Below are 17276 nucleotides of genomic sequence, written 5' to 3'. Positions count from 1 at the left end.
AAAGTTCCAACAGAACCAACCTACCCCCCCCCTCTTTTTTTATCTGAGTTTTTTCTATTCATCGTTCAAGCTAGCAATAATTCTAACATTAATAATTTGTCAATCGAGATTGTTTAGTGCTATTACTCTGCTGAACTTCATGGGCAATGCGCAATAGGATCCCGATAACTAAACAATTAATTAACATACTACTCCCTCCATAGCTGATAAAAGGTAAAGTTAAACCCTTAGTGGGCAAAACACCTATATTAACTCCAATATTAATAAGTGCCTGTAACCAGAACCATAAAGCAAAACCATAAGCAACATAGGCTGAAAACAATTGATCATTTGTTTCAGCATGATGACCAATTATAAAAATGCGAATAATTAAGATAATAAACAAAGTAAACACTAAAAGCTCACCAATAAGACCCAACTCTTCAGAAAGTACTGCAAATAAAAAATCCGTATGTGCTTCCGGTAAATAAAACAGCTTCTGTACGCTATTACCTAAACCAACACCGAACAAACCTCCACGCCCAAACGCAATTAATGATTGAGTTAATTGGTAACCTGAACTGAAAGCATTATGCCAAGGGTTTAGAAAAACCAATAGTCGTCGCAATCGGTAAGGGGAAAAAATTGCCAATAAAGTTAAAGAAATTATTACTAAAATTAACAATATATAAAAAGGCCATAAGCGCACACCACTGAGAAATAAAATAGCCATATAAGTCATAGTAATAACAACAGCTGTTCCAAAATCAGGCTCTAACAATAGTAAACCAGACAAAAATATTACAAGGATCATGGGTTTTAAAAACCCTTTAAGTTTTTCACGCACTTCATTTTGGTAGCGTTGCACATAACTCGCTAAATATAAAATTGCGGCTAATTTCACAACTTCTGAAACTTGCAGCGAAAAAAATCCCAACTGGATCCAGCGGCGACCTCCGTTAACCATTTTGCCAACTCCTGGTAATAAAACCATTATTAGTAATAAAAAACCTGATAAAAATAAATAGCCATTATATTTCTGCCAAATTTTAATTGGCACACGAGAAGCTATAACGGCAAGTAGTAAGCCTAAAATTAAATAAACTAATTGGTGAATAAAATAATGAAAAGGGTAATTAAATCGCTGATCTGAAATAACCATAGAGGCTGAAGCCACCATAAGTAAACCAAATACTAGCAAGGATAAAGTAGAAATAATAACCCAACGGTCATAAGACCTTGAGAATATCGATTTTTGCTGCATTAAAGTTTTTCCACCATTTCAATAAACACATCACCTCGATGTTCATAGTGTTGAAACATATCATAACTGGCACAGGCCGGGGATAACAAAACTACATCACCTGGGTGCGCAATATCCGTAGATTTTTTTACAGCTTCTTTCATAGAAGAAAACCTTGAAATTTTTGTACAGCCTTCCAGAGCTTTTTCTAATCTTGATGCATCTTCACCAATTAAAACGATGTGCTTCACGTAACGTTTGATTACATTTCTCAAAGCGGAAAAATTAGCTCCCTTGCTCTGTCCACCTGCAATTAAAATTAATCTTCCTTTTCTAGCTTCTCCCAAACTGATAATAGCTGCTTGAGTTGCACCAACATTAGTTCCCTTCGAATCGTTGTAATAATCTACCTCTTTATATTTTCGTACCCACTGACAACGGTGACGGATTCCCGTAAAGTCAGACAAAACTTTAAGCATAGCTCCCATAGGCACGTCCGCTGCTTTTCCTAAAGCTAAAGCGGCTAATACATTTTGGATGTGGTGGTGGGTGTTTAGTTTTAATTCTTCAATAGGCATAAGCCTTCTACCCCGATATGTGATAAAGGTTTTATTATCACGTTCTGTTAATGAAAAATCAGCTTGATTCTTTAATCCAAAGGATAGAGGTTTTTCTTTGAATGAAAGATTTTTCCAGATCTCCGGTTCATCTGCATTGACAACAGGTGTTCGACAGGAATTGTAGATTCTTCGCTTAGCTTGCATGTACTCTTTCAGACTAGTATATCGATCCATATGGTCTTCACTAATATTTAGTATTGTTGCAACATGAGGTTGTAGGGAAAAAGTTGTTTCCAATTGAAAACTCGATAATTCTAGAACGTAATATTCAGGATCAGAGTGGAGTTGTTGTAGTACAGGTTGTCCGATGTTACCGCAAACAATGGCATTCATTCCCGCAGCCTTCATCATTAATCCCACAACTGTTGTCACTGTCGACTTACCATTAGAACCAGTAATTGCAATAACAGGTTTTTTGGCTACACAAGCGAATAATTCAATATCACTAATAATGGATTTACCCATCGCCGCCTGCCTGGCAATAGCAGGTTCATAAAGAGGTACTCCAGGACTTAATATAATTTCTTGTGCTTCATTTAATAAATTTTCAGAAAAGTCACCTAACGCTAATTCTACATTAGCATAAGCCTTGACGAATTCTTTTAATTTCGGAGGTTTTTTTCGATTATCGGTGACTGCGAAAGATCGATTTGTCTCTACCAAAAATTTGGAGCAAGATAATCCTGTTTTACCTAATCCTACAATAACGATTAATTGTTTGTCTTGCATATTACTTTAATTTTAAAGTAGATAAGCCAAAAAGCACTAGAATACAGGTAACAATCCAAAAACGAACAACAACTTTGGGCTCAGGACAACCTTTTAATTCAAAATGATGATGTAGTGGCGTCATAAGAAAAACCCGCTTACCACCAGATAGCCTAAAATAACCGACTTGAATAATAACAGAGAGGGTTTCAAGAACAAAAGTTCCTGCCATAAAAAAATAAACTATCTCTTGGCGCACTATCACTGCAATTATCCCTAAAGCAGCACCTAATCCTAATGAACCTACATCCCCCATAAAAACTTGAGCAGGATAAGCGTTGTACCACAAAAAACCTAATCCACCACCTACTAAAGCACTGCAAAAAATAACAATTTCACTAACTCCTGGAATATATGGGATCGTTAAATATTCTGCAAAAAGACGATTTCCACTAAAGTAAGCGAAAATTCCTAAGGCACTACTAATCACTATAATAAGCATAAGAGCTAAACCATCTAACCCATCGGTTAAATTTACTGCATTACTGCTACCTACTATGACAAAATAAGCAAGAAAAATATAAAGAAGACCCAAATTGGGTGCTATCTTTCTTAAAAATGGGATGACTAATTGGGTTTCGGCCAGATTTGTAGCTGTCAGATAGAGATAAATTGCTGCTATAAGACCAATTAGAGATTGAAACAAGTATTTCAAACGTGCAGATAATCCCTTGCTATTTTTTTTCATTACCTTACGACAATCGTCAATCCAACCTATAAGCCCAAAAGGTACTACAACTAACAAGATAATCCATATAAATCGATTGGTAAGATCTCCCCATAATAAGGTGCTAATCGTAATAGAAAAAATGATAAGAATACCTCCCATAGTAGGAGTTCCAGATTTATTAAAATGGGACTGAGGTCCGTCATCTCTTACTATTTGACCAATTTGTAATCTTTTAAGTTTTGTTATTAAAAAGGGACAAAAAGTGAAAATAATAACTAATGCAGTCAAAGCACTTACAATTGAACGAAATGTTAAATTAAAATAATTAAAAACGCAAAAACTACGAAAATGGTGACTTAAAAAATTAGTGAGCCAGAGCAACATTGCTTATTTCTCGATTAGTCCATTCACAATTTTTCCCATATTCATGGAAAAAGAACCTTTTATCAATACGACAGTATTTTCATCTAAATTATTTTTTAATGCTGTCAGTAATTTTTCTTTATTACTAAAATGATATGCATTACTTCCAAAGGCCTCAGCGGTATAATAAGCCAAAGATCCGCAACAAAATAATTCATGAATACCAGATTGCAATGCCTGCTCACCCACCTTACGATGTAACTGATCCACACTATCAGTTAATTCCAGCATATCTCCTAACACCAAAATCAATCGACTGCCGAAACAATTAACTAAAACGTCGATAGCAGCAGATACTGACAATGGATTTGCATTATAACTATCATCGATAATAGTAGCGCCTTTATATCCTTTCCGAGATACTAATCGTCCATCAACTGCGCAAGCGTTTTCTAAACCGGATTTTATCGCTGCAATTGGCAAATGCTGAGAGTAGGCAGCAGCTGCTGTTGCTAAGGCATTCATTACATTATGTTTGCCTAGGAGCGACAGTTGCACATCAATCTCTCCGTTTGGTAAAATCAATCGGAAGTGTGGCTGTCCTTCAGAATTTACTAAAATATTTTTTGCAGTGACATCGGCTGGATTATTACATGCAAAAGTAATCGTTCGCCGAACACCTATTATTTCTTTCCAGAAATCTGAAAAATAATCGTCATTGTTAACAATAGCAATTCCATTAGACGATAATCCTTGATAAATTTCCCCCTTCGATTTTGCTACGCCTCCAATACTTCCAAATCCCTCTAAGTGCGCAGGGCCTGCATTAGTAATGATAGCAATGTTAGGCTTTGCTATTTGTGTTAGCTCGAAAATTTCTCCAGGATGGCTCGCTCCAAGCTCTACCACAGCATAATCATGCTTGGCATTCAATCTTAAGAGAGTTAACGGTAATCCAATATTATTATTAAAACTCCTTTCGCTAGCTAACACATTGCCTTTTTGGCGAAAAACACTGGTAAGTAATGCCCGGGTGGTTGTTTTGCCACAACTACCCGTCACTGTCACGACCATTACTTCTTTCATTTGATTACGTTGATGATTTCCTAGTTGAATAAGAACGGCATGAGTATTATTGACGTAAATTTTTGGCAAGGAGGTTTTTATTGGGCGACTAACAATTGCTCCTACAGCTCCTTTTTCTACTGCTACTTCTACGAAATCATGGGCATCAAAACGTGGGCCTTGCAAAGCAATGAAAATGCTCCTGGGTTGGATAGTACGAGTATCGATACTAAAAGATTTAAAATCCTTATCTTTTCCTTTGAATTTTGCGTTGAGAATACGAGCGATTTGTGAAAGCTTCATAAGTTTAACGCCTTCTTAACCTGCTGCACATCATTAAAAGGCAAAACCCTGTTTCCAATAATTTGGGTAGTTTCATGTCCCTTACCTGCAATTAAAACAATATCATTGACTGTGGTTTTTTGCATCACATTATGAATCGCGATAGCGCGATTAGTTTCAACTATCACCGGTTTCGGATTTTTAAATCCTGACTGAATATCTTGAATAATTGCCAAAGGTGATTCGCTGCGCGGATTATCAGTGGTTACAATAACTTGATCCGCATAGTATTCTGCAATAGCTCCCATTTTTGGCCGTTTGTCTCGATCACGATCACCACCACAGCCAAAAATACAAATTAATCGGCCGCGGCAACGTTCTCGCAATGATATCAACGCATTTTCTAATGCATCAGGAGTGTGTGCATAATCTACTACTACCTGTGGACCTCCAGTACATTTTACTAACTGCATTCGCCCTGGCACATTTTTTAATTTTGATAATTCCGAAAATGCTTTTTCTAAAGGAATACCAAATAATCCAAGTACTCCAAGAGTAGCTAAGAGATTAATAATATTAAATCGCCCAAAGAGTGAGGTAATAAATGTACCATTCCCCCACGGTGTTTGAACAGTTATTGAAAATCCCTGTGTTAATGTTTTTATAGTTGTGACCATTATTAATGGAACCCGATCGTCCTTTATCTTTCCCATAGAATAACCAATTAGCATTAGTTTTTTATGATACTTCGCAATAAGATATCTGCCAAACTCATCATCGCAATTAATCACTCCATAACTCAAACCAATTTGCTGAAATAATAATTCTTTTGCTCGAGCATAATTTTCCATACTTTTATGATAATCCAGATGATCATAGGATAACTGAGTGAAAAGAGCGATATCAAAATGCACTCCGCTCACTCGTCGCTGATCTAGTGCATGCGAAGAAACTTCCATTGCAACAGATGTTGCTCCTTCTTTTCGCATCTGTGCAAAAATTTGTTGTAATTGGAGAGGAGCTGGGGTAGTGTGACTTATTTTTGTTAAATTCCTTAAAAAACCATAACCAAGAGTACCCAGTACAGCGCATGAAATGCATTGGGATTGTAATAATTGAGCAATAAAATGCGTACATGAAGTTTTTCCATTAGTTCCTGTAACGCCAATAATTTTTAGGTCCTTTGTTGGATGGCTATAAAAACGGGCTGCAATCTGACCTACTCTATTTTGTAGTCCTACAATAGGAATTAGAGGGATTGAGCTTTTTATTAAAAGCTCATAATTATGTGCATCGAAAAAAACAGCTGCTGCTCGCTTATCGATCGCTTCTTTTATATAATGACGCCCGTCTTTATGTATTCCAGGATGGGCAATAAAAAGATCACCCTCCTGAACCTTTCGACTATCAGTTTGAAGCCCTCGAATTAATATATCGAATGGCAACTCATTGCTAAACCCTTTTAACAATCGATTGAGAAAGACACCATTCATCCAAGAATTATAATATAAATAGATACTCCTAGACGAAGCTATAATCGCAAAATATTAAGAAGGAAGTAAAAGTCAATTTGATGGGGTTGGCGAAATATCTAATACTCGTAAAGCCCCACTCATAATTTTGGAAAATAAGGGGGCTGCTACTAGTCCCCCAAAATGTTCATTTTGGGGATCACGGATAACGACAGCTACTACCAATTTGGGATTTTTAGCCGGCGCCATTCCAACAAAAGAAGACATATAATGCTGTTTATCGTAGCCTTTTGGCCCGGAAATGTAAGCAGTGCCGGTTTTACCAGCTACACAATATCTATACACAGCTGCCTGGATTCCCGTACCACCTTTTTGGACCACTGTTTCTAACATTCTTACAATTGTTTTTGCTACTTTTTCTGGTAAAATCCGTATACTATTTGGTGAACGCTCTGATTTTAAAAAAGTTATTGGTCTTTTCATTCCTCCTGATCCCAAAATGGCATAGGCTTGAGCTAATTGGATAGTGGTAACTGCCATACCATAACCGTAGCCTAAAGTCGCAACTCTAGAAGGTACCCATGTATTGTGAGAAACTAATGTTCCGGAAGATTCTCCCGGGAAACTGCTATTGGTGCGTTGCCCAAATCCTAATGCATATAATAGAGAATAGTAATGTTTTGGTTTGAGTGACAACAAAATTTTTGCTGCAGCGATATTACTTGAATGCTGCAATAACTGTGTTAGTGAAATAACACCGAAATTTAAACCATCATCACTAATTCGATAACTGCCGATTTTCATCCATCCCGGATTAGTATCAATTTTAGTGCTTGGTGTATATTTTCCACTTTCTAATGCCAAAACGATAGTAAACGCTTTAATTACAGATCCTGGTTCAAATATATCAGTCATTGCCCGATTGCGATAACGACCATCGTATCTTACTGGTCGGTTGTTTGGATTGTAGCTAGGTTGATTAACCATCGCTAAAATTTCTCCGCTTTTTACATCCAATACTACTGCAGAGCCAGCTTTTGCATGATAGGTCGAAACTGTTTCTTTTAAAGCTTGATAGGCTAAATATTGAATACGGTGATCGAGGCTTAAAGTTAAATCATGCCCTTGAATAGGTTTTTTCACTAAATCAATATTCGCCACTATATGGCCCAAGCGGTCTTTAATCACTTCCATTTTTCCAGACTTTCCTGACAACCATCGGTTATAAGCTAATTCTAAACCCTCTTGTCCTTGATCATCGATATTGGTGAGCCCAACCACATGAGCTGTTATCTCTCCTTCAGGATAATAACGCCGATATTCACGTTGAAAAAAAATATTTGGAATATGTAATTGGCGAATTTCCTCTGCAATATAGGGAGGATTACCTCGTTTTAAATAAACAAATTGGTGATTTGCTCCTTTTTGAATTCGTTTTTTAATAAAAGCAATAGGCAGATGCAAGAAATATGAGAGCGCGACAAACTGAGAAGGTGTTGCTTGAAATAACCGTGGATTAACCCAGACGGAATCAACCGGAGTACTTATAGCTAAAGGTACTCCTAATCGATCAGTAATCATACCACGGTAAGCCGGAATATTGATAACACGAAGGATTCTTGCCTTACTTTGTTTTAGTAAAAAAGATCGATCCAAGATATTTAAATCAATTAGGCGCCATAACAATCCGACTACTGTGATACACAGTAAAAACCATAACACGTAAAATCGCCACGCTCGTGCACGCACACTACCTAAGGGTAACATTCGTATCATATTTCATTGACTAATACAACTTTCTTTCCGGTAGGAATTTGCATTCCCAGCTGTTGTTGTGCTATTCGTTGGACCCGCGATTGTGTGGACCAAGTGTTTTGTTCTAATAACAATTTTCCCAATTGAATAAGTTTTTCGGATTTTTCACGTTGTAAAATTTGATACTGAATAAATAATCGTCGATTAAGATCTTTAATGTAAATAACGCCAAAGGCTGAACATAATAAAGCCATTACCAGGGAAACGACTAAAATTCTTTGCTTTGTTACTTGAAACGCATGATTTTGTTTCCTCAGATTTTTAGTAAAAATGATACGAGTTGCGGCAGTTTTCGTACTAATTTCAGCAGTATTCATGCTAATTTCTCCACAATTCGTAGGCGAGCACTTCGTGCTCGCGGGTTTTCTCTAATTTCCATCTCGGTAGGCTTAGTCAAAGTCCCTATTTTTTTCAAACGGTGTTTTATCTCATTTGCTAAAATAGGTAACTCGCGTGGCAAGAAGTCATGTGATTCTTTTTGAATAAAGCGTTTAACAATGCGATCTTCTAACGAATGAAAACTAATCACACATAATCGCCCCGTTATCGTCAATATTTCCAAACATTGAGGGAGGCATTCACGTAATTCATCCAATTCACGATTAATAAAAATTCGAATCGCTTGGAACGTACGTGTTGCTGGCTGTTTTTTAATTTCACGATAGGATGATGCCTTTTCTATAATTTTTCTTAATTGTAACGTACGGATAATAGGTTTTTTTTCTCGCGCTTCTACAATTGCTTCTGCAATACTTTTGGCATAACGTTCTTCACCATAATTCCAGAGTACATATCGGATATCGTCTTTTCTAGCTTGATTAAGCCAAGTTGCTGCGTCTATACCCTGTGCTGGATTCATTCGCATATCCAATGGCCCATCCTTCATAAAACTAAAACCTCGCTCTGGCTTATCTAATTGTGGTGATGAAACACCTAAATCAAGCACGATTCCATCTATTTTTCCATACCATGCGCGATCTTGTACCACTTTCTCTAAATTCGAAAAAGTTTCGTGAACGATAGAGAATCGATGATCTTCACGAAAGTAACCTTCAGAACCGATTACAATGGCTTCAGGATCTTTATCTATTGCCAATAAACGGCCTCTAGGACCCAATCGGTTTAATAAACCGAGACTGTGCCCTCCTCTTCCAAATGTTGCATCGACATAAATTCCATTTTGGCGAACGGTTAATCCTTTCATTACTTCGTTAAATAAAACCGGCTGGTGCTTCATTTTTAAAAGAAATTGTTCTTAATTTTGGCGGCAATTTTCTTTTCTTCAATAAAAATTCCTTCTGCTAATTAATTCTTATACTACCCATTACGCTTCACTTTATAATCTAAATTTTCTCATTATTTTAAAAGTATCATAATTTATCCTATCTTACATATTTCCGGATGGTATCTTGATAGATTCTCCATTGTTTCAATTTTCCCAACTGAGGTCTTAATGATAAGGGATAAGGTAAAAGACAATATTCCATTTTATCAATAGTGATCACTAACATTCTATCTGCTTCGTTTTCAAGCAAATCAGATAGTTAAGTTGGTTGAATACATTACTCTTTCTAATCAACGGCAATAACATTATAAGATTTAGAACATTAGAATATTCATATAGTTAATAAAATTATACTATTTTTTCTAATTTTTCTAAAATACGTTTTAAGTTCATAAATCATTTTAGAAAAATAAGGAAACACCCCCTTTACCTCCTTTTCTTAACCTACTTTTGAGAGAGAGAAAAAAGTTAGGGGTATTTAAAGCAAAACACTGGTAAAATGATTGAGGACCGTAAATCATCCTATTTTTTAACTGCAACACATACTTTTTCTTGGATGGCAAATTATATTTTAATTTTTGATCTTTAAATAAGCCTAACGATTTTTTAGCTGTTTAGTCAACTCATTCAATATTAACTTGCTTATTATGATCAGCTTTTCATAATTACTTTTAATATATTTTTTATAGCTTTGTAGTTAACATTCCTATTTTTCAGACAAAAAACGTCTTCCTCTACTAAATCAAATTTTAACGCAGGATGTGTAGTCTTACTTAAAAGGTCAATGCTGCTATATCTATATAATAACCTTCGGAAGAATCTCATTAAGTATTTCAGTAGGGAATTATTAAATAATCTGAAAAAAGAAATAGTTAGAACAATTAACTTCATAACCATACAGCGTTTTTAAACTTAAATTAGGATGCTGTATTATTACATTATCCAGATTTTGATTTTAATTTAGTTTTAATTTAGAAAAAGTTTTCATAATTTTAAAAACAGTTCCTGATTTTTTAAAAACTAAACATATTAACACTTGATTAGTCAGCTATTTTTATCGCCAATTGTGTATTCCCTAGCATTACTATTGAGAATAAAGGGAAATTATCTAAAATCAACAATTAAAAGCCTAATTTCTTCACGCTATAACGGAAGTATTGGCTGTTATTTTAAAATAATCTAAATAATAGTTATACAGTGCAAATGCTTCTTTTTCTCTTTAATAATTTGAGAACTTTTAACGAAGTAATAATAATTATGAGGACATGGAATCAGAAAATAAATATAGTTAAAAATAACTTATATAATTATTCAATCCTTAAAGTTTCTAATGAAACTCTAAAAAAATGCTGTCAATAATGTTGAAGTAATTCAATCTGTGCGCTAGCCAGTAGCGAAGCGAATAGTCAACCCAACTAAACCCCCTAATCAGTATGTAACTAATCTAACATTCATAGCATCTCTTGTATCGGCACATGCTTTCGAATGATTATTTATTTTAGACATCAAGTCTAGGCAAGAGAAAGGTTGCCGAGGAAGAGCTATTGCAACCCAAAACTCGGATAAGAGCTCAGAACCTGTCTTAACTTAGGGATCCACATACATTTTTCAGATAATTTAAAAATACCTGTCTTAATTCATCAAAAATAAAATCATGCTTTTGACTTAAAGCTTGGCTTATATATAGAAAGATTGATAAATACATTTGCTATCCCTAATAACCCTAACTTTATAAATAATCACAGACAGAATATTACTTTTCCTTAGTAAAAATAAAAAAAGCCAGCCGATAAGCCGGGTTCTGTCGTGAACAGTCATCTATCTAGGATACATGTCACCATGCACCTCAAGCAACCTACCCAAATCCACATGTGCGGGCACACGATTAAGGATTTTTATTTGGTCTTGCTCCGAGTGGGGTTTACCATCGCTATTGCTGTTACCAGCAACACGGTGCGCTTTTACCGCACCATTTCACCCTTACTGTCGAATTCTCGACAGCGGTATACTTTCTGTTGTACTTTCCGTAAACTTACGTCTCCCAGGGATTACCTGGCACTCTGCCCTATGGAGCCCGGACTTTCCTCCCAGTTGTGCTGAGCGACTGTTTAGCTGGCTGCCGAACATTATATCAAAATCGTAATTAAGAATGAAGAAATATCACTTCAACGTCAAAGATAACTCGATAAGCAAAACTTATCTTTATTGCCTATTTTAAGGGTAGCGACAATATTTTCCATGAGAACGAAAAGGCTGATATTTTATAGAATAGTGTATCTCGCGAGAGAACAGAGAATCACTGGTTAAAACCATAGAATACGTATCGATACTGCTAGACTTATATCAGAAAATGAACACAATAATCAGATCGTATCTAAATTCGATAAAACGTAACTATTTTAGATTAATAACAATATCTTTAGATATTGTTATTAATGAGGCTTTAAATTTTAAGTGGATTAATTTGACTTCCCAAATAAAATCAACAAGTTAGATTAGTACATTACTTAGATCTTCGGAAATACCTTGGTTAGTCGAGTAAAAAAATGGCATATAGATTTCAATAGAACGATAGCAGTTGTTGTTCCAAAGAAGTTTCTACAATAGTGGTGTAAATAGGATGATAATTATCACTAAAACATAATAAATGAAATGAGAATATGGTATTAATTACCATAAACAAAAACTATTTAAAAATAAGATGATAATCAAGTGATTTTTTTATAACAAATAAAATTCTTCTTTGAGAAGGACTGTATCATTATTAAGTAATAAAAAATTATAATTATCATCTTAAGATTTTACAAAATGTTATTCAGAATAATGCCATTTATTCACACTGAAATAACCAAGATCTTAACTTAAATAAACTTTTATTCTTTAAAATAAGGTTCTATACAGAAATATTTCTTCATTATTATAAAATGGAAATTGACATTATTCTTATATAGGATTTCCTATAATAGAGTTGCCTCATAAAAATTCCAAATCAGTTTGAAAGATATTTACTTAATAAATCGAATAGTTGATAAACTAATCGATAAGTAGAAATTCGACAGTATGCTAGTTGATTCGCACCACAGTGCTTAAAAATGAATGCTTTCTGTAATCGTGTGCATAAGTTTTGACTAATAAATTGAAGAATTTTCCGCGACTTCAGTTTTCAATCGCTTAAGTAAGGATAAAATATGCTTTTTCCCACAATTCTAGCTTACTTCTACTAACCAACTACTTATTGAGTAATAGCTTTAATAATCTTCATTTCCGCACAATTAATTAAAATTATTGATAATTTCTTGTTCATGATCAATTTCTTTGGATAGGTCTAGGAATAAATTAGGTCGTTTCTAGATTGAGCACTGAGTCATTTCGTTAAAAAATAGTACTTTAGGTTCGTAGAATGTCAATTGATCTGGATAACACGTATTTTAGATTAACCTAGTTAATTTTAATGAAAGACCCCTTTTTTCAGCTCTTCTCTTTCTAATAAGTTGCAGCAGGAATACTATATTTCATTACCTTCCAATCGCCTAACAAATTAAGATATTGAAAAATCCTTCTATTTTCTAGCATAATATCAATCGTAATTCTTTTTCTGAAAGTGAAATAAGATTTTTTCCACCTTCTAATAATGAAACATTTTTCGGGGGTTCCAATAAATTAACGCAGCGAATTAAATACTTTATATGTTTTAGCACGAACGTATTGAATCACATACTATTAATTATGCAATTTAATTAGATGAAGTAAAGAAAATTTAACAAGCTCAGATAGTTTATTTATTTGTATTTGTACAAACATTTGCAAGCTATACAGCTTTCAAATTAATAAGCTGGAAAAAATTATAAATTTATTAGTTTGCACTAATCAAGGAGTTTTAAATAATTAGCACTGAAAACTTTGTTCCACTACTATCCTAAAATAGATAGCAATCAACAACCAAAAAACTATATTTGCTTCTAAATTGATTGAATTATTTCTGTGGATATGTGATAGATTGCATTGTTACTCGACTATCGATCCTAACTGAATTTTTCAATTTTTGTCTATTATTTTTTTAGCAGAGCGAGTTTTGTGTGACTTATTATAGCTCAAATAATGTAGCCAATTTTCCATTAGGGCTAAAGAACCTCTATCTTAATCTTGCACTAATCGTCTTTTTTCCTCTATCATATCACACTCTTAGTTAGGAATTCAGATGACTAATAATCGTTTTGCAACTCACATCAGTGAAATTTATCAAGCTATTTCCAACACCTGGGATAACAGCATCATCCCAAAATTAATGGAATATATTAAAATTCCTAATAAATCAATATATTACGATGATAATTGGAAAGAAAACGGCTATATGGAAAAGGCTATGACTCTTCTAGTGAATTGGTGTCAAAAACAACCCATTCATGGGATGCAATTAGAAGTAGTGCAATTGCCTAAACGAACTCCTCTATTATTTATTGAAATTCCAGGAACTATTGACAAAACCATATTGTTTTATGGCCACATGGACAAGCAACCTGAAATGGCTGGATGGGATGAAGATCTTGGACCCTGGAAACCTGTGTTGAAAGAAAATAAATTATACGGCCGAGGAGGAGCAGATGACGGATATGCCGTATTTGCCTCACTCACTGTTATTGCTACCTTACAACGTTATCAAATCTCACATGCACGATGCATCGTAATCATTGAAGGATCAGAAGAAAGTGGTAGTGTTGACTTACCTGCTTATCTTGAGCATTTAAATAGTCGTATTGGAGCGCCAACCCTTGTTATTTGCTTGGATAGTGGCTGTATCAATTATGATCAGTTATGGTGCACTACTTCCCTACGAGGGCTTGTTTGGGGGGAACTAAAAATCGAGGTACTAAAAAATGGCATTCATTCAGGAACTGGAAGCGGCATTGTTCCTTCACCTTTTTCTATCCTGCGTCATCTTTTAGATCGAATTGAAGAAAGTACTACAGGAACTGTAATTTTAGAAGCATTAAAAGCTCCTATACCTAATAGGTACAAAGAGCAGATAGAAGAAGCAGCCCAGGCGTTTAGAATAGGAGCTATTCAAGATGCTCTACCGTTTTTACCTGGCGTTAAACCAGTGACTTCTAATGTTACCGAATTATTGTTAAATGGAACTTGGCGCCCCCAGCTCAGTGTGACCGGGCTTGATGGTTTACCTCCAGTAGCAAATGCTGGAAATGTATCCATACCTTCTCTAAGAATAATATTATCTATGCGCCTGCCTCCAACAATTGATGCTAAAAAAGCGTCGATCGTATTAAAAGATGTTTTAGAAAAAGATCCTACTTACCACGCAAAGATATCTTTTTCTCCTGAAGCTGCTTCTAGTGGCTGGTTAGCTCCTCCATTGAGCAATTGGCTTGCTGCTGCTAATCAAACCGCTTCTTACCAATTCTTTGGTAATCCAGCCGCCTATTTTGGCGAAGGCGGTACCATCCCTTTTATGGGGATGTTAGGTAAGATGTTTCCGAATGCTCAATTTATGATTACCGGACTTCTGGGACCTAAATCAAATGCGCATGGACCCAATGAATTTCTAGACATTCCTACAGGGAAAAAATTAACAGCTTGTGTAGCTTTGATTGTAGCAGCTCATCATGAAAATTATAATTCTGAATAAGTAGCAGGAGATTTTAGGAACATATTTTAAAACTGCATTCTAAAATTGATCAGTATAAACGCCATTATTAATGAAAACAAAGCTGTAGTGAATCCGTAACGCTTTTTAGTAATGTTAAAACTAGTAATATAAATTGACAGGTGTCGCACGATTCGTGCTCCTTATCTCTTAATTAAGATTCTGTAATATGAATTCAATATTATGCTCAAAATATGATGTGCTGATTATTGGCAGCGGTGCTGCAGGGCTGAGACTTGCACTAAGTCTTGCTAATGAAGCTCAAGTAGCTATCCTTAGTAAAGAAGGCCTCACAGCCGGCTCCTCCTCCTCTCAAGCTCAAGGGGGAATCGCCGCAGTTATGGGATTTACTGATGATAGTGTGGAATTACACGTTCAAGATACACTAAACACAGGATGTGGTTTATGTGATCCCGCTATTGTTCGCGCTACCTTATCTCAAGCCAAGATAGCGGTTGAATGGCTAATCCAACAAGGGGTTCGATTTACTATAGATTCTAAAAAAGGATACCACTTAACTCAAGAAGGTGGCCATAGCCGGCGTCGAATTTTACACGCTTTAGACAAGACTGGAGCGGTGGTTATAAAAACTTTGGCTGAACAAGTAGCTAATCATCCTAACATTGATTGTTTCACAAGTCATGTGGCAATAGATTTGCTTATTGAAAATAAAATCTGTAGGGGAGCCTTTGTTTATGATACCGAGAAACGTTCATGCTTAACTTTCATTGCCTGCCACACAGTACTTGCTACTGGTGGAGCTAGTTTTGTCTATCTGCATACTAGTAACTCTCATTGTGCTAGTGGTGACGGAATAGCGATGGCCTGGCGAGCAGGATGTCGTGTAGCAAATCTAGAATTTAATCAATTCCATCCAACCTGTCTTTATCATCCTTTAGCCAATTATTATTTAATTTCTGAAGTTGTCCGTGGAGAAGGGGGTTATTTATTACTTCCCAATGGAAAACGTTTCATGCCCAGTTATGATAAACGAGCAGAAATGGCTCCTCGTGATATTGTTGCTCGAGCTATCTACGCAGAGTTACAGAAGAACCAATTAGATTGTATCTATTTAGATATTAGCCACAGCTCTGCCAATTTTATTAAAAAAACTTTCCCAACTATTTATTCTATGTGCCTTAAATATGACTTAGACATGACAAAAGAACCTTTACCAGTAGTGCCAGCCGCTCATTATACTTGTGGAGGAGTTATGACAAATTTAAGTGGGCAAACGGATATCCTCAACCTTTATGCTATCGGTGAAGTCTCCTTTACAGGGTTACACGGTGCTAACCGTATGGCCAGCAATTCCTTATTAGAATGTCTCGTATTTGCGGATAATAGCGCACAAGCTATTCTCAAGGCTCTTCATTCATCCAATTATTCATGTGACGAGATAACATCAGAAGCTAGAGAAAATGATCCTCTGATTTTTACTGGTGCTTCTGTAGTAACAGTAGATGAACGTCCATATTTGGATTTGCTCATCCAACGTGTCAGAAAAATCATGTGGGATCATGTAGGCATAATTCGCACCAATAAAGGACTTAACTATGCAAAGAAGCAATTACAGGAAATTACACAACAAATCAACACATTCTCCCCATCACCCACCAGCTCATTTATCAAATTACGAAATATTATAACCGTTGCTAACTTGATAGTTCAAAGTGCTCTCTTGCGTACAGAAAGTCGTGGGTTGCATTACAATAGAGATTACCCACAAACTGATCCTTGCACCAAAAACACTGTATTACATGTCCACTCTTTCTGAACAAACAAGAAAAGAAGATTGTGCAAGAACTAATCAAAGAATGAAATAGTAAATACTGTGTATTTTCCCTATCACGGTGTATCACGAGTACTGAAATTAAAGAAAATAAAATACCACGCTACGATACTTCCACATGTTAATTCTATTACACATATTTTTCCTGACTTGTCAAAGATAATTTACTAAATAGTCGTCGTAGAGATCGAATGAAAAAATACAATTAAGTAAAAATAAAAGCAAGATACCTTACTAATAACTAAAAATATATAGCTGAGAAC

At 35.4% G+C, this 17276-nt stretch carries 10 protein-coding genes and 1 other RNA gene; 2 read left to right on the top strand and 9 right to left on the bottom strand.

The genetic code is table 11. The features are described from left to right. Window positions 1-88: 88 nt before the first annotated feature. The 9 genes from ftsW to rnpB form a co-directional block, all read right to left on the bottom strand. Window positions 89-1243 (bottom strand): putative lipid II flippase FtsW, encoded by a 1155-nt coding sequence (ftsW, locus tag ONG85_RS01635; RefSeq protein ID WP_264435842.1) that lies wholly within the window; start codon window positions 1241-1243, stop codon window positions 89-91. Continuing rightward, window positions 1243-2571 (bottom strand): UDP-N-acetylmuramoyl-L-alanine--D-glutamate ligase, encoded by a 1329-nt coding sequence (gene murD / locus ONG85_RS01630; RefSeq protein ID WP_264435841.1) that lies wholly within the window; start codon window positions 2569-2571, stop codon window positions 1243-1245. The genes ftsW and murD overlap by 1 nt, the downstream gene beginning before the upstream one ends. Before the next feature lies 1 nt (window position 2572). Next, window positions 2573-3664: a phospho-N-acetylmuramoyl-pentapeptide-transferase gene (gene mraY, locus ONG85_RS01625; protein ID WP_264435840.1), complete on the bottom strand. Its 1092-nt coding sequence runs from the start codon at window positions 3662-3664 to the stop codon at window positions 2573-2575. A 3-nt stretch (window positions 3665-3667) separates the two neighbouring features. Beyond that, window positions 3668-5011, bottom strand: coding sequence for a UDP-N-acetylmuramoyl-tripeptide--D-alanyl-D-alanine ligase (locus ONG85_RS01620; RefSeq protein ID WP_264435839.1), 1344 nt, complete (start codon window positions 5009-5011; stop codon window positions 3668-3670). Next, window positions 5008-6483, bottom strand: coding sequence for a UDP-N-acetylmuramoyl-L-alanyl-D-glutamate--2,6-diaminopimelate ligase (locus ONG85_RS01615; RefSeq protein WP_264435838.1), 1476 nt, complete (start codon window positions 6481-6483; stop codon window positions 5008-5010). The genes ONG85_RS01620 and ONG85_RS01615 overlap by 4 nt, the downstream gene beginning before the upstream one ends. Window positions 6484-6555: 72 nt before the next feature. Continuing rightward, complete coding sequence (locus ONG85_RS01610; protein ID WP_264435837.1) at window positions 6556-8238, bottom strand: peptidoglycan D,D-transpeptidase FtsI family protein; 1683 nt, start codon at window positions 8236-8238, stop codon at window positions 6556-6558. After that, window positions 8235-8594 (bottom strand): cell division protein FtsL, encoded by a 360-nt coding sequence (ftsL, locus tag ONG85_RS01605; RefSeq protein WP_264435836.1) that lies wholly within the window; start codon window positions 8592-8594, stop codon window positions 8235-8237. Before ftsL ends, ONG85_RS01610 begins: the two co-directional genes overlap by 4 nt. Further along, window positions 8591-9514, bottom strand: coding sequence for a 16S rRNA (cytosine(1402)-N(4))-methyltransferase RsmH (rsmH, locus tag ONG85_RS01600; RefSeq protein WP_264435835.1), 924 nt, complete (start codon window positions 9512-9514; stop codon window positions 8591-8593). The genes ftsL and rsmH overlap by 4 nt, the downstream gene beginning before the upstream one ends. 1822 nt (window positions 9515-11336) lie before the next feature. Further along, window positions 11337-11682, bottom strand: an RNA gene (gene rnpB, locus ONG85_RS01595) — RNase P RNA component class A. 2078 nt (window positions 11683-13760) lie between these two features. Between rnpB and ONG85_RS01590 the strand changes: the two genes are divergently transcribed. Then, the gene (locus ONG85_RS01590) at window positions 13761-15203 is read left to right on the top strand and encodes a M20 family metallopeptidase (RefSeq protein WP_264435834.1); all 1443 of its coding nucleotides are present in this window, start codon (window positions 13761-13763) and stop codon (window positions 15201-15203) included. 187 nt (window positions 15204-15390) lie between these two features. Then, a complete protein-coding gene (nadB, locus tag ONG85_RS01585) occupies window positions 15391-16998 on the top strand; it encodes an L-aspartate oxidase (RefSeq protein ID WP_264435833.1) in 1608 nt (535 codons plus the stop codon). The last annotated feature ends 278 nt before the right edge of the window (window positions 16999-17276 follow it).

Origin of the sequence: Coxiella endosymbiont of Dermacentor marginatus (assembly GCF_907164955.1) — a bacterium.
Taxonomy (GTDB): Bacteria; Pseudomonadota; Gammaproteobacteria; order Coxiellales; family Coxiellaceae; genus Coxiella.
This window is presented reverse-complemented; position numbering and strand designations above follow the sequence as displayed.